The 20,374-nt window shown below is 60.7% G+C and carries 18 protein-coding genes; 8 read left to right on the top strand and 10 right to left on the bottom strand.

All coding sequences use genetic code 11. From position 1 onward, the window contains the following. The first annotated feature begins 289 nt into the window (after positions 1-289). A complete protein-coding gene (locus tag ACMGGW_RS09355; RefSeq protein ID WP_004931456.1) occupies positions 290-838 on the top strand; it encodes a metal-dependent hydrolase in 549 nt (182 codons plus the stop codon). Positions 839-1,019: 181 nt separating this feature from the next. Then, the gene (locus ACMGGW_RS09350) at positions 1,020-2,411 is read left to right on the top strand and encodes a cation:dicarboxylate symporter family transporter (RefSeq protein WP_197831939.1); all 1,392 of its coding nucleotides are present in this window, start codon (positions 1,020-1,022) and stop codon (positions 2,409-2,411) included. A 63-nt stretch (positions 2,412-2,474) separates the two neighbouring features. Here the strand turns inward: ACMGGW_RS09350 and phnX are convergent, their stop codons facing one another. Further along, entirely contained in the window at positions 2,475-3,284 is an 810-nt protein-coding gene (phnX, locus tag ACMGGW_RS09345; protein ID WP_197831938.1) for a phosphonoacetaldehyde hydrolase, read from the bottom strand. 9 nt (positions 3,285-3,293) lie between these two features. Further along, positions 3,294-4,397 carry a 2-aminoethylphosphonate--pyruvate transaminase gene (gene phnW / locus ACMGGW_RS09340; RefSeq protein ID WP_197781813.1) on the bottom strand — a complete coding sequence of 368 codons (1,104 nt, stop codon included), beginning with the start codon at positions 4,395-4,397 and terminating at the stop codon, positions 3,294-3,296. A 155-nt stretch (positions 4,398-4,552) separates the two neighbouring features. Between phnW and phnR the strand changes: the two genes are divergently transcribed. From phnR to ACMGGW_RS09315, 5 genes are all read left to right on the top strand, one after another. Continuing rightward, positions 4,553-5,272: a phosphonate utilization transcriptional regulator PhnR gene (gene phnR / locus ACMGGW_RS09335; protein WP_420279384.1), complete on the top strand. Its 720-nt coding sequence runs from the start codon at positions 4,553-4,555 to the stop codon at positions 5,270-5,272. Between the two features lie 174 nt (positions 5,273-5,446). Continuing rightward, entirely contained in the window at positions 5,447-6,457 is a 1,011-nt protein-coding gene (locus ACMGGW_RS09330; protein WP_197790305.1) for a 2-aminoethylphosphonate ABC transporter substrate-binding protein, read from the top strand. A gap of 8 nt (positions 6,458-6,465) precedes the next feature. After that, positions 6,466-7,590: a 2-aminoethylphosphonate ABC transport system ATP-binding subunit PhnT gene (phnT, locus tag ACMGGW_RS09325; RefSeq protein WP_240275440.1), complete on the top strand. Its 1,125-nt coding sequence runs from the start codon at positions 6,466-6,468 to the stop codon at positions 7,588-7,590. 1 nt (position 7,591) lies between these two features. Then, complete coding sequence (gene phnU, locus ACMGGW_RS09320; RefSeq protein WP_049295462.1) at positions 7,592-8,455, top strand: 2-aminoethylphosphonate ABC transporter permease subunit; 864 nt, start codon at positions 7,592-7,594, stop codon at positions 8,453-8,455. Between the two features lie 2 nt (positions 8,456-8,457). Next, on the top strand, positions 8,458-9,261 hold the full coding sequence (locus tag ACMGGW_RS09315; RefSeq protein ID WP_025302592.1) for an ABC transporter permease: 804 nt from the start codon (positions 8,458-8,460) through the stop codon (positions 9,259-9,261). A 46-nt stretch (positions 9,262-9,307) separates the two neighbouring features. Here the strand turns inward: ACMGGW_RS09315 and kdgR are convergent, their stop codons facing one another. Next, positions 9,308-10,099 carry a DNA-binding transcriptional regulator KdgR gene (gene kdgR / locus ACMGGW_RS09310; RefSeq protein ID WP_025302591.1) on the bottom strand — a complete coding sequence of 264 codons (792 nt, stop codon included), beginning with the start codon at positions 10,097-10,099 and terminating at the stop codon, positions 9,308-9,310. Positions 10,100-10,330: 231 nt separating this feature from the next. Between kdgR and ACMGGW_RS09305 the strand changes: the two genes are divergently transcribed. Then, positions 10,331-11,725, top strand: coding sequence for an MFS transporter (locus ACMGGW_RS09305; protein WP_197831936.1), 1,395 nt, complete (start codon positions 10,331-10,333; stop codon positions 11,723-11,725). 114 nt (positions 11,726-11,839) lie between these two features. Here ACMGGW_RS09305 and ACMGGW_RS09300 read toward each other — a convergent pair whose 3' ends face one another. The 7 genes from ACMGGW_RS09300 to ACMGGW_RS09270 all read right to left on the bottom strand — a co-directional run bounded on the left by ACMGGW_RS09300 (position 11,840) and on the right by ACMGGW_RS09270 (position 20,371). Continuing rightward, entirely contained in the window at positions 11,840-12,547 is a 708-nt protein-coding gene (locus ACMGGW_RS09300) for a hypothetical protein (RefSeq protein ID WP_197831935.1), read from the bottom strand. Positions 12,548-12,883: 336 nt separating this feature from the next. Next, complete coding sequence (htpX, locus tag ACMGGW_RS09295; RefSeq protein WP_016927998.1) at positions 12,884-13,768, bottom strand: protease HtpX; 885 nt, start codon at positions 13,766-13,768, stop codon at positions 12,884-12,886. Between the two features lie 1,320 nt (positions 13,769-15,088). After that, the gene (locus ACMGGW_RS09290; RefSeq protein ID WP_420279383.1) at positions 15,089-16,762 is read right to left on the bottom strand and encodes a hypothetical protein; all 1,674 of its coding nucleotides are present in this window, start codon (positions 16,760-16,762) and stop codon (positions 15,089-15,091) included. Next, a complete protein-coding gene (locus ACMGGW_RS09285) occupies positions 16,759-17,310 on the bottom strand; it encodes a hypothetical protein (RefSeq protein ID WP_115115959.1) in 552 nt (183 codons plus the stop codon). The genes ACMGGW_RS09290 and ACMGGW_RS09285 overlap by 4 nt, the downstream gene beginning before the upstream one ends. Beyond that, positions 17,307-18,011, bottom strand: a complete 705-nt coding sequence (locus tag ACMGGW_RS09280) for a hypothetical protein (RefSeq protein WP_420279382.1) — start codon at positions 18,009-18,011, stop codon at positions 17,307-17,309. Before ACMGGW_RS09280 ends, ACMGGW_RS09285 begins: the two co-directional genes overlap by 4 nt. Position 18,012: 1 nt before the next feature. After that, the gene (locus tag ACMGGW_RS09275) at positions 18,013-19,785 is read right to left on the bottom strand and encodes a phage tail protein (protein ID WP_420279380.1); all 1,773 of its coding nucleotides are present in this window, start codon (positions 19,783-19,785) and stop codon (positions 18,013-18,015) included. A gap of 10 nt (positions 19,786-19,795) precedes the next feature. Further along, positions 19,796-20,371 carry a hypothetical protein gene (locus ACMGGW_RS09270; protein WP_420279379.1) on the bottom strand — a complete coding sequence of 192 codons (576 nt, stop codon included), beginning with the start codon at positions 20,369-20,371 and terminating at the stop codon, positions 19,796-19,798. Between the last annotated feature and the right edge of the window lie 3 nt (positions 20,372-20,374).

Below are 20,374 nucleotides of genomic sequence, written 5' to 3'. Positions count from 1 at the left end.
AGCGACGGTCCGCGAAACGTTGTCACTGCCACGCAGCGCTCTTCGCGGCCGCCGCTTCCTCCCGCCGCTGCGTACTGAAAACCGCCCTTATTTCTCTCCGTTCCGCACAGCCCATTGCCCGCTTTTTGTTCACGCCCGTCAAAAGCGATGATTTGTTACGTATTGCCGTAACAAGCCGTTGTAAAACCGGGAAAAATAAACAATTGGTTACAGGGTAACTGCTTCCACTACTGGGAATTTTCCCATATACTGGATAAATTAACAGTTTACCAGCCGGAATCGCAACAGCATGACTGCGGAAGGACATCTCATTTTCTCTGTCGCTTGCGCGATCTTCGCCAAGAAGGCGGAAGTCACGCCAGAGCTGGCTACCGGCGACTGGTGGCACATCATACCCGCCGCGCTGCTGACCTCGCTGCTGCCGGACATCGATCATCCCAAGTCGGTACTGGGCCAGCGTCTGCGCTGGATTGCCCTGCCCATCGCCCGCGCCTTCGGCCACCGCGGCTTCACCCACAGCCTGCTGGCGATCGCCGGCGGCATGGCGCTGTTCCAGCTGGACGTGCCGCGCAGCTGGCCGATCCCGGCCGACGCGCTGCACGCCATGATCATCGGTTACTTCAGCCATCTGCTGGCCGATATGCTCACTCCCGCCGGCGTTCCGCTGCTGTGGCCGTGTCGCTGGCGTTTTCGCCTGCCGCTGCTCAACTCGCAAAAAGGCAACCAGCTGGAGCGCGTGCTGTGCCTGTGCCTGGTGGCGTTTGCCATCTGTTGGCAAGGTGATTTCACCCTGCCGGTGCAATCCTATGTCGAGCAAATCAGAAATATCAGACTCTGATCACAAAAACCCGCTCAACCCATCACCTTCATGTATATAAAACAAACAAAAACACACAAAAAGCTATATCAAATTCCATTTGGATATAAGTAGGCCACTCGGCAAACTGTTACGATATTTACATCGCGACATACGTGATGCGTTGTCGTTTTTATAAGAAAGATTATTGGAGACATTGGGGATGAATCTTCCGCTCGTGATTAACGTGCTGGTGTTTGTCGCGCTCCTGTTGCTGTTGGCGCAAACCCGCCACAAGCAATGGAGCCTGGCGAAAAAAGTGCTGGTCGGCCTGGTGGTCGGCGTGGTGTTCGGCCTGGGCCTGCAGCTGGTGTACGGCTCCGACAACCCGGTGCTGAAAGAATCCATCAGCTGGTTCAACATCGTCGGCAACGGCTATGTGCAACTGCTGCAAATGATCGTCATGCCGCTGGTGTTCGCCTCGATCCTGAGCGCGGTGGCCAAGCTGCATAACGCCTCTTCTCTGGGCAAAATCAGCGTCCTGACTATCGGCACGCTGCTGTTCACCACGCTGATCTCGGCGCTGGTGGGCGTGCTGGTCACCAACCTGTTCGGCCTGACCGCCGAAGGCCTGGTGCAGGGCGCGCAGGAAAGCGCGCGTCTGACGGCGATCCAGACCAACTACGTGGGTAAACTGGCCGATCTGACCGTGCCGCAGATGGTGCTGTCGTTCATCCCGAAAAACCCGTTCGCCGATCTGACCGGCGCCAGCCCGACGTCTATCATTAGCGTGGTGATTTTCGCCACCTTCCTCGGCGTGGCGTCGCTGCAGCTGCTGAAAGACGACAAGCCGAAAGGCGAACGCGTGCTGGTGGCTATCGACACCCTGCAGGCCTGGGTAATGAAGCTGGTGCGTCTGGTCATGAAGCTGACGCCTTACGGCGTGCTGGCGCTGATGACCAAAGTGGTCGCTGGTTCCAACGTTCACGACATCGTCAAGCTTGGCAGCTTCGTGGTGGCCTCGTACATCGGCCTGGCCATCATGTTCGTGGTACACGCGGTCCTGCTGGCCTTCACCGGCGTTAACCCGATGAAGTTCTTCCGCAAAGTGTGGCCGGTGATCACCTTCGCCTTCACCAGCCGCTCCAGCGCCGCCAGCATTCCATTGAACGTGGAAGCGCAGACCCGTCGTCTGGGCGTGCCGGAATCCATCGCCAGCTTCTCGGCGTCGTTCGGTGCCACCATCGGCCAGAACGGCTGTGCGGGCCTCTACCCGGCGATGCTGGCGGTGATGGTTGCGCCGACCGTCGGCATCAACCCGCTGGACCCGGTGTGGATCGCCACCCTGGTTGGCATCGTCACCATCAGCTCCGCCGGTGTGGCGGGCGTGGGCGGCGGCGCCACCTTCGCCGCGCTGATCGTACTGCCGGCGATGGGCCTGCCGGTGACGCTGGTCGCGCTGCTGATCTCGGTCGAACCCCTGATCGACATGGGCCGTACCGCGCTGAACGTCAACGGCTCCATGGCAGCAGGCACCATCACCAGCCAGCTGATGAAGCAAACCGACAAAGCCGTGATGGACAGCGAAGACGAAGTCGAATTGGCTCACCGCTAACGCCGTCTCAGAACGAAAAAACCGGGGATTATCCCCGGTTTTTTTATGCCCCGCGTTCGGTCGTTACGGCCGCTCGCCGTTCGCCAGCCGCCGGTTGATATCGGCGATCACGCCCGGCAATTGCGCCAGTGTGTCTATCACATAATGCGCGCCCGCCGCGTACAGCTTATCGGCGGCCGCCGTGCGGCGCTGCTCTATTTCTCCTGCCGCCATTTGATGGTACTCCGACCAGGTAGCGCCGAACTCGTTGCCGGACAGCGCCAGCCCGATGCTCCACATCCCGGCGTTCAGCCCTTCGGCAATGCCCGGCACCGCGTCATCCACCTTCACGCAGTGCGCCACCGCATCGATGCCCAGCGCGATGACGTTCTGCAATGCCATCCACGGCCCCGGTCGGCCGCCGGCCGCAAGATCGTCAGTGGCGACCCAATAATCCGGCGCATAGCCGCGCTGCGCGGCGGCAGGCACCAGCACCTCCATCACCGCACGCGGATAGCCGGAGCAGGAACCGATTTTGATGCCCTGTTCACGCAGAGCGGCGATCGCCTGCGGCACGCCCTCAATGGGATCGGCGAAATCGATCACTTTGGCGATTTGCAGCGGCATAAACGCCTGATACAGCGCGTCGATGTCTTGATGGCTCATCGAGCGGCCCAGCTTCTGCCGCCAGCGTGCGTCGACCGCCGGCAGTTTGCCCAGCGCCTCGATGTGCTGCCATTTGCCGAGCCCCATCGGAATGCGCGCCTCCGCCAGGCTGATGTCGATATCGAAGGTTTGCTTGAACGCCTCGACGAAAATCTGCGTTGGCGCAAAAGAGCCGAAGTCCACCGTGGTGCCGGCCCAGTCGAGGATCACTGCGTTGATCTGTTTCATGGTCAATCCTTATTGATTCCAGTACATCGCCTGCCCGACGGCCGCCAGCAAGCGTTCGATATCCTGCGGATAAATTTCCCCGATGTTGCCGATGCGGAAGCAGTCGCTCTGCGACACTTTGCCGGGATAGATCACAAACCCTTGCTGCTTCAGGCGCTGATAAAACTCGGCGAAGCGATAAGTGTCGGCCTCAGGCGAATAGAACGCGGTGATGATCGGCGAATGTAGCGCATCGTCCAGCAGGGTCTCAAAGCCCAGCTCGCGCATACCCGCCACCAGCCGACGCTGATTGGTCTGATAACGGTGGTGGCGCGCGGCGATACCGCCCTCTTGTTCCAGCTCTTTCAGCGCCTGCGCGAAGGCCAGCACGGTGTGGGTCGGCGACGTAAAGCGCCATTTACCGGCCTGGTCTTCCATACAGCGCCACTGGGCATACAGATCCAGCGACAGCGAGCGTGAACGGCCGGCACATTTCTCCAGCTCGCTGCGGCGGGCGATGACGAAAGCGAAGCCCGGCACGCCCTGAATGCATTTATTGGCGGAGCTGATCAGAAAATCGATGCCCAGCGCATCCACATCCAATGGGATGCCGCCGAAGCTGCTCATGGCATCGACGATGAAGGTCTTGCCGTTGCGCGCCGCCAGGCCGGCGACTTTCTGCAGCGGGTTGAGCATGCCGGTGGTGGTTTCGCAGTGCACCATGGCGATATGGCTGATGCGCGCATCGCTTTTCAGCACCGCCTCCATTGCCGCCACGTCCGGCTCATTGACCTCGCCGCAGTCGAAAGCGTGGTGGTCAATATCCATCAGCCGCGCCATTTCGATCATCCGCGCCCCGTAGGCGCCGTTGTTGACGATCAGCAGCTTGTCCTGCGGGCCGATGACCGTGCCCAGCACGCCTTCCACCGCAAAACTGCCGCTGCCTTGCAGCAGCACAGAGGTGTACCCGGCGGACGGTGTCGCCAGCGCCACCAACCGTTGGCGGATGCGCTGCACCACGCCCAGGTTGTAATCTTCATCCCAGGTGCAGCTGTCGAACAGCATCGCCTCTTTTACCGTTTTCGACGTGGTCAACGGGCCGGGGGTCAACAGCAGGTAGTTACGATCGGACATGTCATTCACCTATTTGGTCTATACCAGATTGCAGGCATTGTGGCGGCAAATTCCTTCCCCGGTCAAACGACAAAGCGCGGTGAAACAAAAAATTCATCTGGCTATGTATAATAAGCGCGTGCCGGAATGTCGGGCCGATGCCATAGCGAGATGAAATGAAAGAACATCAGGGCGATATGCCCCATTACCTGCAGATCAAGGGTCAGCTTCAGGCGCGCATCACCCGCGGCGCGCTGCAGGCGGGCGACAAGCTGCCTTCGGAGCGCGAGCTGTGCGCCATCTTCTCCACCACCCGCGTTACCATTCGCGAGAGCCTGGCGCAGCTGGAGGCCACCGGCGCCATCTACCGCGCCGATCGCCGCGGCTGGTTCGTCACGCCGGAACGGCTGTGGTTGGATCCGACGCAGAACACCAACTTCCACCGCCTCTGCCAGGAGCAGGGCCGCGCGCCGCGCACCGCGCTGCTGTCCGGCGAAAAAACCACGGTGCCGCTCGACGTGATGCAGCCGCTGGCGCTTGAGCCGTTCGATCAGGTGTATCTGCTGCGCCGCGTGCGCTATGCCGACGGCCGCGCCATCTGCTATTGCGAGAACCACTGTCTGCCGCAGCGGGTACCGGAACTGCTCCGCCACGATCTCAACGGCAGCTTGACCGAGGTTTATCAGCAGCATTACGATTTGATTTACAGCAACATGCACCTGTCGTTCTACCCGACCGCCCTGCCTTACCGCGCCGCCAACGCGCTCGGCGCCATGGTCGGTCTGCCCGCCTTATTGCTGCGCCGCTTGAATTACGATCAGCACGGCCGCATTCTCGATTTCGATATCGAATACTGGCGCCACGACAGCCTGCGCATCGAGGTCGATACGCTTTAACCCCCAGCATGACGGGGCTGTGCCTGCCGCCCCCGTTTCTCTCCCACGCCCAATCCCCGTTGCCGGCAAATATATTTTGCCGCTTTCATTTGTTTGTCATATTCGCCGATTAGCTTGGCCGCATATCTGGTGTATACCAGTTTCGCATTAACCCGCAACAGTGAGGCTGAAGCTATGAAACTTTCTCGTCTGGTCGTGATGACTGCCATCGCACTCGGCGCCGCGCCGGCCTGGGCCGCCGACGCGGTGGTGACCGTCTACTCCGCCGATGGCCTGCACGACGGCGATCACAGCTGGTATCAAACCCAGTTCGACGCCTTCACTCAGGCAACCGGGGTCAAGGTGCAGTACGTCGAAGGCGGTTCCGGCGCCATCGTCGAGCGGCTGTCGAAAGAGCGCAGCAACCCGCAGGCCGACGTGCTGGTGACGCTGCCGCCGTTCATCCAGCGCGCCGCCGCGGAAAAACTGCTGCAGGATTTCACCCCGCAGGATGCGGCGCAGATCGCCGGCGCCCAGCCGCAGTTCGTGCCGCTGGTGAACAACTACCTGAGCTTCATCTATAACGCCAAACTGTTGCCGCAGGCGCCCGCCAGCTATCAACAGCTGCTGGACGCGCAGTTCCGCAACAAGCTGCAGTACTCCACGCCGGGCCAGGCGGGTGACGGCACCGCGGTGATGCTGCAGGCGTTTCACAGCTTCGGCAGCAAAGACGCCGGTTTCGACTACCTCGGCAAGCTGCAGAGCAACAACGTCGGCCCTTCCGCTTCCACCGGCAAGCTGACCGCGCTGGTCAATAAAGGCGAGCTGCTGGTGGCCAACGGCGATCTGCAGATGAACCTGGCGCAGATGCGCAGCAACCCGAACGTGAAGGTGTTCTGGCCGGCCGGGCCGGACGGCAAGCGCAGCACGCTGGTGCTGCCTTACTATGTCGGCCTGGTGCAAGGCGCGCCGCAAAGCGCCAATGGCAAAAAGCTGATCGACTTCCTGCTGAGCAAAGAAGCGCAGAGCAGCGTCAGCGCCATTTCCTACGGCATGCCGGTGCGTAAGGACGTCACCCCGACCGACGATAACTTCAAGCAGTCGCAGGCGGCGCTGAAAGGCGTGGACATCTGGGCGCCGGACTGGAATCAGGTGGTGAGCAGCCTGTCCGCCGATATCTCCCGCTGGCACCAGGTGACCGAATGACGCTGACGATGCCTTCTACCCTCTCTTCCCGCGCCGAGGCGCGGGATAGTAGCCAAGACATCGCCGGGCCGTCGGGCATTCAGCTCGATCGCGTCAGCGTGTCGTATCGCGGCACCGAGGTGCTGAAACCCTTGACGCTCACCATCGCCCCCGGCGAAGTGCTGGCGCTGATCGGCCCCTCCGGTTCGGGCAAAACCACCGTGCTGCGGGCGATCGCCGGATTCGTGCAGCCGTCCGCCGGGCGTATTGCCATCGGTGACGTCGATGTCACCGACGTGCCGCCTTATGAGCGCGGCCTGGGCATGGTGGTACAGAACTACGCGCTGTTTCCGCATATGCGCGTCGAAGACAATGTGGCGTTCGGCCTGCGCGCCCAGGGCAAGCCGCGCGGCCTCACCGCCGAGCGCGTCGAAGAGGCGTTGGCCATCGTCGGCATGTCCGCCTACGCCAAGCGCTATCCCAGCCAGCTTTCCGGCGGCCAGCAGCAGCGGGTGGCTATCGCTCGCGCCATCGCGGTGCGCCCCAAAGTGCTGTTACTGGATGAGCCGCTGTCGGCGCTGGACGCGCAAATTCGCCACAGCATGGTGGAAGAGATCGCCCGCCTGCACCGCGAGCTGCCTGACCTGACCATCCTGTACGTCACCCACGATCAGGGCGAAGCGCTGACGCTGGCGGACAAGATCGGCATCATGCGCGACGGCCACCTGATCGCCCACGGCGAGACCCGCGCGCTTTACCATCATCCCACGAACCGCTTCGCCGCCGAGTTCCTCGGCCGCGCCAACCTGCTGCCGGCCACCGCGCTGGAGACCACTACCGGGCAAGGCATGACCACCGTCAGCTGCGCCGGCAAAGTGATCGGCTGTTTCACCTACGGCGCACAACGCGGCTTCGACAAGCTGCTGTGCATCCGGCCGCAGCATATTGCGCTCGATGCCGACGCCCAGCGCAGCAACAACCTCATCGGCACGCTGCGCGATATTCACTGGCAGGGGGAACTGACGCACCTGCAGTTCGACGTTCAAGGCCATCCTCTGCGCGTGGTCACCACCCATCGCAGCCGGATGCCGCAGATCGGCGAACGCGTGCCGCTCTATTTCGCCCCCGACGATGCGGTACTGATCGAGGACTGACATGATCGACTCTACGCTTATTCGCCCGGCCCTGCGGCTGCGTTTCCCGCGCCGCCTGTGGATCCTGCTGCCGCTGCTGGTGCTGGCGACGCTGTTTTTCTACCCGTTGGCGCTGATCGTCAAACAGGCATTTACCGACGATCAGGGGCTGTTCAGCGCCGCCGCGCTGCAACAGGTGTTCGAATCCCGCCGCTTTGTCGGCGCCCTGCTCAACACGCTGCAGATTGCGCTGCTGGCGACGCTGGGCTGCCTGGTGCTCGGCACCCTGCTGTCGCTGCTGCTGGTGTTCACGCCGTTCCCCGGCAGCCGACCGATCGCCCGGGTGATCGATACCTTTATCGCCATGCCGACCTTCCTGATCACGCTGGCCTTCACCTTTATCTACGGCTCCGCCGGCCTGCTGAACGGCACGCTGATGGCGACCTTCGGTTTCACCCTGCCGCCGGTAGACTTTCTTTACTCCATCTGGGGGGTGATCCTGGCGGAAATCACCGTATTTACGCCGCTGGTGATGCGCCCGCTGATGGCGGCATTGTCGCAGATCGATCGCAGCCAGCTCGAGGCCGCCAGCATCCTCGGCGCCCGGCCGGGGCGCGTGGTGCGCCAGGTGATTTTGCCGGCCGCGCTGCCGGCCTTGCTGGCCGGCGGCAGCCTGTGCCTGTTGTTGACCACCAATGAGTTCGGCATCGTGCTGTTTATCGGCGCCAAGGGCGTCACCACGCTGCCGATGATGGTCTACTCCAAAGCGATTCTGGAGTCGGATTACGCCGTCGCCTGCACGATCGCCGTCGTGAATATCGCGCTGTCGCTTGGGCTGTTCTCCCTTTACCGCTACGCCGCGGCGCGCGCCGGGCTGAGGAACTGACAATGTTGATTTGGTCCCGCACCGGACGCACCCTGACCTGCACGTTGACGATCACGCTGTTCGCCCTGTTCTTCTGCCTGCCGCTGGCGGTGATCCTGATGTCCAGCCTCAGTGAGCAGTGGAACGGCGTGCTGCCGAGCGGTTTCACCCTCAACCACTTCCGCCAAGCGTTCAGCGGCGCCTCCTGGGACGCGCTGGTCGCCAGCCTGGCTATCGGTTTCAGCGCCAGCCTGTTCGCGCTGCTGTGCGGTACCTGGGCGGCGCTGGCGCTGCGCCACGTGCCTGAACGCGGCCGACAGCTGCTGGGCACGCTGTTTTTCATTCCCAGCGCGGTGCCTTCGGTCTCTATCGGTTTGGGGATGCTGGTGGCGTTCAGCCAGGGGCCGCTGCAGATGAACGGCACCTTCCTGATCGTGCCCGCCGCTCACTTCGTGCTGATTTCCGCCTTTACCTTCGGCAACGTGATGGCCGGGCTAACCCGGCTACCTGGCGACTACGAGAACGTCGCCGCCAGCCTGGGCGCGTCGCCGCTGTTTCGCCTGCGCCACGTCACCCTACCGATGATCGCCCCCTATATGATCTCCGCCTTCGCGCTCAGCCTGTCGCTGTCGATGGGGGAGCTGGGCGCGACCATGATGATCTACCCGCCGAGTTGGGCAACGCTGCCGGTCACCATTTTTAGCCTGACCGATCGCGGCAGCATCGCCAACGGCGCGACGCTGACCATGATCCTGGTGGCGGCCACGCTGTTGCTGATGTTAGTACTGGAGCGGATTGCTCAGCGGCTGACGCCGGGCGCAAAATAGCAACAAGGCGCTGCCATGGCGGCGCCTTGTTCTTCGAAGCGAAGGGTCAGAACGGGTAGTCGTGATAGCCCTGCTGTTCGGAAATGCGTCGGGCGGCGACGTGCAGCAACGCCACATACTCCTCCCGCGCCGCTTCGGAAAAGCGCAGCGTCGGGAAAGAGATGCTCAGCCCGGCGATCGCTACCCCGAACCTGTCAAAGACCGGTACCGCGATGCAGCGGATCCCCGCTTCTTGCTCTTCGGCATCTTCGCCGTATCCCTGCGCTCGAACCCGATCCAGCACCGGCAACAGTTCGGCGGCGCTGGCCAACGTATGTTCGGTGCTGCGGGTAAACTCAATCTGCGACAGGATCTGCGCCACCTCATCCCGCTCGCGCCAGGCCAGCAGCACTTTACCGATGGCGGTGCTGTGCAGCGGGTTGCGGCGACCGATGCGCGAATACATACGCAGGTTATACATCGCGTCGATCTTGTGGATGTAGACGATGCCATCTTCGTCCAGAGCGCCGAGGTGGATGGTCTCGCGGGTAAGATTCGACAATTCGCGCATCTGCACGTCGGCGCTGCGGATCAGATCGACGTTCTGCAACGATTTGGCGCCTAGCTCGAACAGCTTGAGCGTCAGCGCATACTTTTCCGTCTCGCCCTCCTGTGAAACGTAGCCCAGCGCTTTCATGGTCTGCAGAAAACGGTAGACAGTGCTTTTAGACATCATCACCCGCTGGGACAGTTCGGTAATGCCAATCTCGCGCTCATCGCCGAGCGCCTGCAAAATGCCGAACACTTTCATCACGGATGAGACGGCATCCGGTTGCTTGTCTGAATCTGCGTTAGCCATGGTGCATACCCTACTTAACGGTTTTGTTTCAGGAAATTTAAACAAGGGTTTCAGTATAATCGGAACAGATCGCAGCGCGCAACGCAGCTGAGCGCTAAGCAATTGAAGCCAAATGGATAACCGTTGGCCCGCTCACCGCCGTTTACAATTAAGCGGACAAGGGGCATGCAATCACGGGCGAATATGATTAGCATGATAATACTCCCCTGAATAAATACCGCTGAGACCAACATGCGTCCTTGTTCCGACGGCCTCCCCGTCCCGCAACGCTATGGGGCGATCCTCGCCATCGCCCTCGGCATTACCGTATCCGTGCTCGACGGCGCGATAGCCAACGTGGCGCTGCCCACCATCGCTCGCGATCTCAACGCCAGCCCGGCCAGTTCCATTTGGGTGGTCAACGCCTATCAGTTGGCGATCACCGTCTCTCTGCTGTCGCTGGCGTCGCTCGGCGATCTGGTCGGCTACCGCCGTATCTACCAGGCCGGGTTGCTGGTGTTCAGCATCACCTCACTGTTCTGCGCCCTGTCCGACTCGCTGCTCACGCTGACCATCGCCCGCGTGCTGCAAGGCTTTGGCGCCGCCGCTATCATGAGCGTCAACACCGCGCTGATCCGCATCATCTATCCGCAGCGTTTTCTCGGCCGCGGCATGGGCATCAACTCGTTGATCGTCGCCTGCTCCTCGGCGGCCGGGCCAACGGTGGCGGCGGCGATCCTGTCGGTCGCATCCTGGCAATGGCTGTTCGCCATCAACCTGCCGATCGGCATCGTCGCGCTGCTGCTGGGGATGAAATTCCTGCCGGCCAACGGCCAAAAAAGCGATAACCGCCGTTTCGATCCCACCAGCGCCGTGCTGAACGCGTTGACCTTCGGCCTGCTGATCACCGCCATCAGCGGTTTCGCCCAGGGCCAAAGCCTGACGCTGATCTTCAGCGAGATCGCGGCGCTGCTGGCGATTGGCGCGGTGTTCGTGCGCCGTCAGCTGCGCCAGGAATTCCCGCTGCTGCCGGTCGACCTGCTGCGCATCCCGATCTTCGCCCTGTCGATGGGCACCTCAATCTGCTCGTTTGCTGCGCAAATGCTGGCGATGGTGTCGCTGCCGTTCTTCCTGCAAAGCGCATTGGGTCGTGACGAAGTGGCAACCGGGTTGCTGCTGACGCCGTGGCCACTGGCGATCGTGGTGATGGCGCCGATCGCCGGCCGGCTGGTGGAGCGCGTGCACGCCGGCCTGCTGGGCTGTATTGGGCTGGCGGTGTTCGCGCTCGGGCTGTTCTCGCTGGCGCTGCTGCCCGCGGCACCGTCGGATGGGGACATTATCTGGCGCATGGTGCTGTGCGGCGCCGGCTTCGGCCTGTTCCAGTCGCCCAACAACCACACCATCATCTCCGCCGCGCCGCGCAACCGCAGCGGCGGCGCCAGCGGCATGCTGGGCACCGCGCGCCTGCTGGGGCAAACCTCGGGGGCCGCGCTGGTGGCGCTGATGTTCAACCTGTTCCCCACCTCCGGCACCCACGCTTCGCTGATCCTGGCCGGCGTGTTCGCCACCCTGGCGGCGGCGGTCAGCAGCCTGCGCATCACCCAATCGACGGCGCAAACGGCGCAGCCAAGCCGCGAGGTGAAATAGCGGGCATAAACGAGCCGGGCTCCCATCGATTGTAAAACCGACGGGGCCAGCACTGACGGCCGGCCTGAGCCGGGCCGCGTCGGATGCAATGCCGTGAGCATTGCAGGCCAGGCGTCAGTCTCCGTGCCTCAAGGGGCTTCGGCCTTGTCGTAAACAGGCTAAATAGGCGTCGTCATCCGGATACCAGCCAACAATGCGTTGGCCGTCGTGATCCATCCCCTCGAAGGCTTTCAGTAGGCCGGGGGTGAACATGCGCTTTATCAGATCTTCGGACTGCGCGCTGTCGATTCGACAGTCACAGCGCGTCTCTCCGTCAACCTGAACGAAGTTCTGCAACGACGCGAGACATCGCGCGTCGAGGTCGCCATGGACATGGATAAACTCCCCCGTTTCTACCAGGGTGAGCACGGTCAGGTCTCCCCCCACCACGAACGCGCTGTCGTTTCCTGAGCTGCAATAGGCATGGCGTATGCGGACATCGTCACGCACGACCAGTCCGCCCCAGCAAATCAGCGTATCCGCCTGCAGCCGCCCCAGCACGACAATGCCGCCGTCCTCTCGCTGCGGTGACACCGCCAGGCATCCCTCCACGATCACATCGCCGTCCACGATCAGGTAATCGTAATCGTGGCCGTCGTGCTCGTCGGGGAAAAACGCCGGCAGGCGCAGATCGCCTGAATGCCAGCGAATAGCCGGCGGTTCATCATCGTCATCATGCCGGTTCAACAATTCCGCAACCGCATCGGCGACACCGCCAGCCAATGCGGCCAGGCGCGCCGACACCTCATCATCGTTGAGTAAGGGAAGGTGGTTGATTTTCATAGGGCCTCAGGGACAAATGTCATTGCGCCAAAGCATATAACATGCGCATCCAAAGCCAAACAGGCGGTCGTGACCGAGCCCGATGCGGCTTGCCCTCTCACCGGGTGGACTGGCACCGTGCCGGCCCAGACCGAGAGGCCGAAAGACGCTGTTTGCAGGTGGGCTTCAGGGACTTCGGACGCTGCTGCACCGCGTTAACGCCCGTAAATTCTGGTAAAGCGCTTTACCCCATTCATCGCCGAATTTCATTGCTGAATCCGCCGCCGCTGAAAAAGCGGTTCAGGCATGCCATAAAAAAACCCCGGCAAGCCGAGGTTTTTCCTTTCATTCAGCCGATTACTTCAGGTACTGGCCGGAACGCAGCGCTTCGATACGCTTGTCGAGCGGCGGGTGCGACATGAACAGCTCGCTGAACGACTTGGATTTGCCGTTGATGCAGAACGCCATCATGCTGCCCGCTTCCTGCGGTTCGTAGCTGGTTTTCAGGCGCTGCAAGGCGGCGATCATCTTCTCGCGGCCTACCAGTTTGGCAGAGCCTGCGTCGGCATAGAACTCGCGGTGACGCGAGAACCACATGGTGATGATGCTCGCCAGGATGCCGAACACCAGTTCCAGCACCATCGACACGGCGAAGTAAATCATCGGGTTGCCGTTGCCTTCCCCTTCGCCATCACCGTCGCGGTTGCCGAGGAAACCGGCGGCGACCTGCGCGATCAGGCGTGAAATGAAGATGACAAAGGTGTTCACGATGCCCTGAATCAGGGTCATGGTCACCATATCGCCGTTGGCGACGTGGCTGATTTCGTGCGCGATGACCGCTTCCGCTTCGTCGCGGCTCATGCTCTGCAGCAGGCCGGTGCTGACGGCGACCAGCGAAGCGTCGCGGCGTGCGCCGGTAGCGAAGGCGTTGATGTCCGGCGCGTGGTAGATAGCGACCTGCGGCATGGCGATGCCCGCCTGCTGCGACTGACGGCGTACCGTTTCCAGCAGCCAGTTTTCTGTTTCGTTACGCGGTTGTTCAATCACTTCCCCGCCGACGGAGCGCAGCGCCATCCACTTGGACATCAGCAACGACACGAAAGCGCCGCCGAAGCCGAACAGACCGGCCATGATCATCAGGCCCTGAACGCTACTGGATTGGATTCCTGTCAGGCTGAGCACCAGCCCGAAAACCAACATCACCGCCAGGTTGGTGAGCAGGAACAGAGCTATACGCATCATAAATTGTTTACTTCCTCATAAATGTTAACAAAACGCTGTCTAAGATACCCTAGATCGTATGGGCATCCGTCACAGTTTCAAGAGTCGCGCGTCATTAACCTACTAAAAATACGAAACTTTACAAAAACGGCGCGCGACCGGGATTTGGCAAATTGTAAACGATTGTTGCGTAAGGCGTAGGGTTTTTTACCCTAAATTTGTCAGGCGATGCATCAGCCCACCTCCCTTCACCCTGCTGGGAAGCCGGCTTTCGCGTCGCCATAAAAAAACGCACCCGAAGGTGCGTTATATATCAATCTATCTAATTGATATTAGATGATTAAATAAATTTAAATGCCACATATTGCCCACATAGTTTTGTGGGCATGAAAAAACCCGCGCGCGGCGGGTTTGGGTTTTCCCTGGTGTTAGGGTTAGTTCTTTTTGCTGCTGAAGGTGGCCCGGATGAGCCTTATAATTTTGTTTGCGGCCCGGCGTATAACGCCCGGAGGCCTGCACTTGTCGCAATAATCAGACCCTGAATCACCACCATCAGACAGGTGGTAAAGCCATAGCCCGCACGTCTTACAAAAAATCATATCTATTCCTTGATACGAGGTCGCCAGGGTAATGGCGTAGAGTCTGTACGGTTTTTATCCTACTGAGATATCCCTTCACCATCCAATTGATTGCATAGATCAATAACATACAAATTGATCGCTCAAACCGATCGACTCGCTAATTATATCTGGCTGACGTAATCGCCCGCCCAGTCATTCCGCGGCCCTGCCCCCATGTCCCTGCGCGCCATTCTCGGCGCGATCCTGCCGAGATCTTTTCCGCAATAAATTGCAAAGTTCATGCTTGCTGGCAATTCGGCCACAACCCGCGCCACGCCTAGCGCGGACGACGATCACCCCACGCGGCGCAGGCCAGCGCCACGGCCGAAAGGATCCACGCGGAAAGCTACGGGATCCTTTTATAAACATGATGTTATCCAATCGGTTAGCCGGACGGCCCGCCCGCATTTTTGCAAAAGTCTGCAAAACCTTGCGCAGTTTGCAAAACCATTAACCCGCCAGAACCCCAGACAGGGCGCGGGCTGGCGCGGTGGTTTGCGGCGAAATTCTTTTGCAAAATTTTTATGATCCAAATTGTGCAGGCGGGTGCGGTGTAGCGCCGTTTCCGTCTGGTATGCGCTTCCGTATGCCTGCTGTGGATTCCGTGGCGGGGTGTGGTAATGCGAACGGGTTCAGCGCCATGCTGTGGCGTGGCGCAAGGTGAAAACGGCTTAGAGCGCGATACAGGCGGAATTATGGGAAGAATGCCCGGCCGGGGAGGTCAGGCAATGAAAGGGGCGTACTTTTTGCGGAGATCGTTAGTTTTCTCGCCGGTGGCGGCGATGGCTTCGCTGTTGGTCGGCGTGCCGGTGTTGCTGTGGGTATGCTGGGCCATCTGCTCGGCCAACTGGCTGAGCACGTCCAGGGTATCGGTCAGCAGGCTTAACACGTTCACTTCTTCGCTACCCAGCCGGATAGTGGGTGCAAGCAGTTCCTGCGCCGCGGCCACACTGCGCCGGATGCCCTGGATTTGCTCGGTGAGCGTGCCGCCTACCTTCAGGCTGTCATTCCGGCCAACATCGCCGATTCTGTCTTTGCTGCAGCGGCTGACCAGGTTTCCCGATGCGCCGACCGTGTAATCGCCGTCCGCCAGCTGCACCGCGGCCCCGGCCAGCAATTTGGCGGTACCCAGCACCGTGGTGGTGTCGTTAGCCTGCACCAGCGTGGTGCGCGCGGTCGTGGTGCGGTTCTCCTGATCGCTGGTGACACTTCGCTGGCTGCTGGATTCCTCGATCGCCTGATCGGTTTCCCGCTGCCAGGTGCCCGCCTGCGTCACGCGCTGGCTCACCCCGGCGCGCTGCTGCTGCAGCTGCTCACCGGGTTTGATATCCGGCAGCGCCTGGCCGTCCGCCAGGGTTTGGCGGATCAGCGGTTTATCCGGCCTGCCTTCGGCAAACCCGACCTCGACCAGCGCCCCTTCGGGCGGATACTGGAACAATCCCCCTTCGGCCCCGGCCATCGGTACCGGCAGCGGTACCGCGTTGTATACCGGGGTATCCGCTGCCGCTGCGCCGTTCTCGTCCAGTAGCTGCAGGTTTACCGCATAGCGTGGCCGGAACGGGTCGGACTGATCACCCAAAGCGGCGCTGTCAGTCGGCCCCATCACCCGCGCCAGGCGGGGCAGGTGCAGCCCGGCGCTGAGCTCGGGGTAAACCCTATCGATCTGCCGTTGCTCCGGGCTTTTCTGCGCCGGTTTTCCCTGGCTGTTGAGCGGTGTCCAGGTCAGCGTCATTTCGTCATCCTGGATCCGCACCTGCGTGACGCGCTGGCCGTTGACGATCACGCCGGGGCGAATCGCCGGGATAGCGGGCAGCGTGATGCTGTTACCACCGGCCGCGCTCTGAATAAATTCGGTGGGGATATCGACCGGCGCGCCAGCAAAGCGGGAATGGGCATAGCTGCCCACATAGACAGTGCCGTCAGGCAGCTGAAACCAGGTGTAATCCGCGATGCCAAAGGCACGGCCCAGATTCGCCAGCAGTTGGTAACCGCTGCCGCTGTGGGTGAAATGCGGGATCGGCTTGTCGGTATAATCGGCGTTATCCGGCAGCGAAAACACCATATCGGTATGCCGGGCAACGTCGGCAACCACATCGCGCAATGTCGGGTGCTGCAGCGATACCGGCCAATGACCATCAAACACGCCGACCAGCTCGCGCACAAAAATACGCTGTGCGCCGTTCTCTGCCGGGCTGCTGCGTTCAACAAACCCCGTAAACCAGCGGTAAACCGTCTCGTCATACCCCATATCGAGGCGCACCAGTTGGCCGGTGGTGTCGGCAGTGGTCAACGCGGTGATAAAGCCGCGGCCGCACCCGGCCAGCTCAAGCAAAACATGCTGTGAGGCTACCGGCACGGCATCGGTGCCGATGCGCAGCGTGATAACCGGTTTCACTGTTCACCCCCTGCCGGGCCTATGGCCGTATCAATTTTTTTGAGCACGCCCTCAAACCATGACAGCTTTTCGGGGGATTCCTCGGCGCTGCCTGTGCCGCCCGCCGTCTGCGCGGTCGCCTTGCCGCCGCCAGCGGCCGCGGCCTGCATCGCCTTGCGTTCGGCGACGCTGAAATATTCTTTCAGGGTGAAATTCACCAGCCAGGCCATGCGGTCAGTTTGCGGCGCGGCGTCCACGTTGCCGGAAAAAGTCGCCTCACGAAACTTTATAGCCTGCGCGACTTCGTGGGCCACACGGTAACGTTTCATGCCGCCGCTGGCGTTCTTGGCCTCCGCCAGCGCAAACAGGCGCGTTAGCTGCGCCTTGTCCTCGAACGGTATCAGCCCGGATACGCGCAGCTCCTTGCCTTTTACCCCCTGCTCAGCATTGGCGGTGCTGCTGGCCTGCCCGGACTGGTCTTTGTCCTGGATCTGCATCGACGGCGTGACAAGGATGTTTTTCATCAAAATGGCTTCGCCATCCAGCGCCAGGACGATAATTTGCGTCATAACTCCCCCAACATTGCACGCAATGGCGCGAGATCGTCACCGACGAACATCAGCGCCAGCGTAAACACCCGATCGGCCTCCGGCACATCTTCACGCATCATCCTGGCGGCCTTCTGCGTGTCGCCGACGGCGGAAACCGCCCACACGTCCACGCTTCCGGCCTGCAGCTGCGCCAGCCCCTCTTTTGCCGCCTCCAACAACGTGGCGCGGCTCTGGGCAAACTCAGCCAAGGCGGCGGTGATGCCTTCCGGGGTGCTGGGTGCCGCAGCGTCTGCAATCGCCTGGATCAGCGACTGCGCGCCAGTGGCCTGGCGGGTGGTGCTGACCGACAGCGATACGGCGGGCGGCAGTCCAGCGGCGACCGCAGGCAACTGCATACGGCTGGTTGCCAGACTGATCGCCGCCGTGGCCCGGCGCTGTACCTGCGTCAACGGGGCAATCGGGAACACTTCGGCGGCGGTGGCCAGCAATGTGACAAATGCCGCCAGCGTCGGCGCTGTCAGCATAATTACGGTCACATCCTGGCGCACTGATGCACCGGCCAGTCGGCTGACCAGGTAGTTAACAGCATTCGGCGGGCTCAGGTAAAAACCGGAGTCCTCTTCCTGGCCCAGCCCAAACACCCACGGATGCGCCACCACAGTGGAACAGGTAACCCCCTGCAGGTTTTCCGGGATATGCAGGCGTTTTTTCTCCCACATATCAGGCAACCCGCATCCAGCCACGCACATGGACATAGGCGTTTTGAACAGAAAACGCCTCAGTGCCGCCGTCTCTCCCTGTAACCAATCCCTGGCTGACAACCCCTTGGCTGGCGTCAACGCTATAGCGGTTCGATGTGCCACCATCCAGTGCAGTGTTAGACGGGTACGCCTTCAGACCATGATCGTGAGGTGGGATATGCTGCGCCCCCAAGGTCACCTCGTTGTTACCGCCGGTGCCCAGAAGGTCATAACCCAGTGCCAGCACGCGGCCGTCAAAGGTACCGGTGATATCCTGCCAATCCGTGCCAGGGTAATCCGCGCGCGGATCGGCGTCATTGCCCAGCAACATCACATAGCCCACCGGGAACGGGCAGTAGACTTTTACCCATTCTTGTGTTGCAAATGTGCCTGCTTTGCTGCGGATACTGCCGTTATAGGGGTTGAAGTCCCATGCGCAATCTACATCGCTATCACCACGAGCATGGATAGTTGGGTGCGCGTGTTCGTTATTTGCAGGCATCAGGTAACCGTAGCTGACCGCCGTCGGGTAGCCTTGCGCCTTGCGTGTTGATGTTCCCTTGGCAATAGGAACAAAAATACCGCCGATATTCACCGGCCATTGCCAATTAGGCTGGAAGAAAGGGGCCTGAGTGCTTAACTGGTCAGCATACGAGCCCGCGCCGGTCGGCATGGCTTCCGGCGTACTAGCAAACGACGGGGAAATAAGTTGACCGGTGGCCGTGTCACCCGCTTTTTGTAAAAAATGCTGATCCGACTCTTCGTTACTGCGAATGTCCAAATTTTTACGGGCGGCATCCTGCGCCTCAACGCCTGCAGCCGCAATTTCAGACAGATTATTGTCCACCTGCAGGAATCGGGTGTCGGCTTCATCTTTGGTGTAAACGTCCAGCTCTTCCACTTCTTTTTCCAGCGCATCCAGCGGGAACGGCTTCCGCTCGTCGGTCACGGTGGTGCTGTCACGTCGCGCAATGCGGGTGACATGGTGCTGGTAGCCCTGGGCATCAACGTAGTTTTCCAGCGTGTCGGCCGCGCGCAGGGTGAAACCATTGGCCCAGGCTCCAGTTACTGTGCCTTGCCAACTGATATCAACCCACACCCCTGTTTTCGACGTCACATCGAGCACCTGGGCTTTTTCCAGCACGGCGCGCAGGCCAGCCACATACCCCAGACCAGGGGCCACGGTGGCCGTGGTACCGGTCACGCTGACCTTGAAACCGTCGCCACGGAAAGCGGCGTCACCGTAATAATCCACGTTCGCCAGGCGACGGGATTCGTCCATGCTCTGCAGCCGGGCGCTGTAGTCGATCTGCCAAGTTTCCGGGGTGACGGTGATCTGCGTCGCCGCTGCCGCCCCATCGAACTGCATCGACAGGTTGCGGATCAGGCTGTTGCCCTGCTGGCCGTTCTCGGTCTTGGTTTTCGACTGGGTGGCCGTATGCACAATCATCAGCACCGTGCCGGTGGCGCTGTCGACCAGGCCCACCCAATTGTATTCCCAGTTGCCGATCGTGGTATCCAGCACCACGGAATACACTACGGCGTTTTCATTCAGCGCGCCAAACTGGGTAATGTCCGTCTTAGACTTAATTTGCCCGGCCTCGGGCATACCCTCGTCACGGTCGATCTCCGCGTTTTCATCCTGGCCGGGGATGAGGGCAAAAATCATCTGATCAGGCCGCGCAGGCTCACCCGCAACGGTCTTATCGATCAGCCAACGCTCAAATGCCTTTGTAACAATGCTTTGCGACATATTCGGCCCCTTAATACCAGTACGTCAGTGAGTATTTAGGTTCATATTGAATACCCTCAACCAACCCAAGCGGACTATATTTGCCTGAGTCCAAATCAAGTACCTGTGCAGCTTCACCAAAGACCAATAACACGATGATGACTTGCGGGGCCGTTCTGGAAGACTTGTACTGCACATGCAGGTTAAACGGCAGCATTTCCCCACCCGCAGAGCAAGGCACCGCCTGCAATACACAATTGAAAGGCGGGCGGCTATCCTTCGCCGCTTTGTCTAGTTCAAGGGTAGTTTTCCAATACTCACAGATGCCCATATGACCGTGAGCACTTGCGGCCCCCAGATCAGGGCCGTAGTTAGATGACCAGTTACCACCCTTTACGGCCCAGTTTGCCAACCCGTTTACGCCATCTTTGCCGTCGGTACCATCCTTGCCGGGTGGCCCTGGCGGCATCATTGCAGCAAACTGCTGTACCGTCGCGCTCAGGCTTTCCATCTCACCATTACTTTGTTTTTGGCTGATCGCTAAAATATCGTCGGCCTTTAACTCTGTTGCCTGTGTTAGGCCGCTAAAGCTAATTTCTTCGCTCATGTC

This window comes from Serratia sp. BNK-4 (assembly GCF_048685115.1).
Classification (GTDB): Bacteria; Pseudomonadota; Gammaproteobacteria; order Enterobacterales; family Enterobacteriaceae; genus Serratia; species Serratia bockelmannii.
Note: the sequence above shows the minus strand (reverse complement) of the source record. Positions and strands in the feature narration are given on the sequence as shown.

What these genes read in the sequence shown, in the direction of transcription:
- ACMGGW_RS09355 (WP_004931456.1), top strand. Translation starts at nt 290, where the DNA reads ATGACTGCGGAAGGACATCTCATTTTCTCTGTCGCTTGCGCGATCTTC.
- ACMGGW_RS09350 (WP_197831939.1), top strand. Translation starts at nt 1,020, where the DNA reads ATGAATCTTCCGCTCGTGATTAACGTGCTGGTGTTTGTCGCGCTCCTG.
- phnX (WP_197831938.1), bottom strand. Translation starts at nt 3,284, where the DNA reads ATGAAACAGATCAACGCAGTGATCCTCGACTGGGCCGGCACCACGGTG.
- phnW (WP_197781813.1), bottom strand. Translation starts at nt 4,397, where the DNA reads ATGTCCGATCGTAACTACCTGCTGTTGACCCCCGGCCCGTTGACCACG.
- phnR (WP_420279384.1), top strand. Translation starts at nt 4,553, where the DNA reads ATGAAAGAACATCAGGGCGATATGCCCCATTACCTGCAGATCAAGGGT.
- ACMGGW_RS09330 (WP_197790305.1), top strand. Translation starts at nt 5,447, where the DNA reads ATGAAACTTTCTCGTCTGGTCGTGATGACTGCCATCGCACTCGGCGCC.
- phnT (WP_240275440.1), top strand. Translation starts at nt 6,466, where the DNA reads ATGCCTTCTACCCTCTCTTCCCGCGCCGAGGCGCGGGATAGTAGCCAA.
- phnU (WP_049295462.1), top strand. Translation starts at nt 7,592, where the DNA reads ATGATCGACTCTACGCTTATTCGCCCGGCCCTGCGGCTGCGTTTCCCG.
- ACMGGW_RS09315 (WP_025302592.1), top strand. Translation starts at nt 8,458, where the DNA reads ATGTTGATTTGGTCCCGCACCGGACGCACCCTGACCTGCACGTTGACG.
- kdgR (WP_025302591.1), bottom strand. Translation starts at nt 10,099, where the DNA reads ATGGCTAACGCAGATTCAGACAAGCAACCGGATGCCGTCTCATCCGTG.
- ACMGGW_RS09305 (WP_197831936.1), top strand. Translation starts at nt 10,331, where the DNA reads ATGCGTCCTTGTTCCGACGGCCTCCCCGTCCCGCAACGCTATGGGGCG.
- ACMGGW_RS09300 (WP_197831935.1), bottom strand. Translation starts at nt 12,547, where the DNA reads ATGAAAATCAACCACCTTCCCTTACTCAACGATGATGAGGTGTCGGCG.
- htpX (WP_016927998.1), bottom strand. Translation starts at nt 13,768, where the DNA reads ATGATGCGTATAGCTCTGTTCCTGCTCACCAACCTGGCGGTGATGTTG.
- ACMGGW_RS09285 (WP_115115959.1), bottom strand. Translation starts at nt 17,310, where the DNA reads ATGACGCAAATTATCGTCCTGGCGCTGGATGGCGAAGCCATTTTGATG.
- ACMGGW_RS09280 (WP_420279382.1), bottom strand. Translation starts at nt 18,011, where the DNA reads ATGTGGGAGAAAAAACGCCTGCATATCCCGGAAAACCTGCAGGGGGTT.
- ACMGGW_RS09275 (WP_420279380.1), bottom strand. Translation starts at nt 19,785, where the DNA reads ATGTCGCAAAGCATTGTTACAAAGGCATTTGAGCGTTGGCTGATCGAT.
- ACMGGW_RS09270 (WP_420279379.1), bottom strand. Translation starts at nt 20,371, where the DNA reads ATGAGCGAAGAAATTAGCTTTAGCGGCCTAACACAGGCAACAGAGTTA.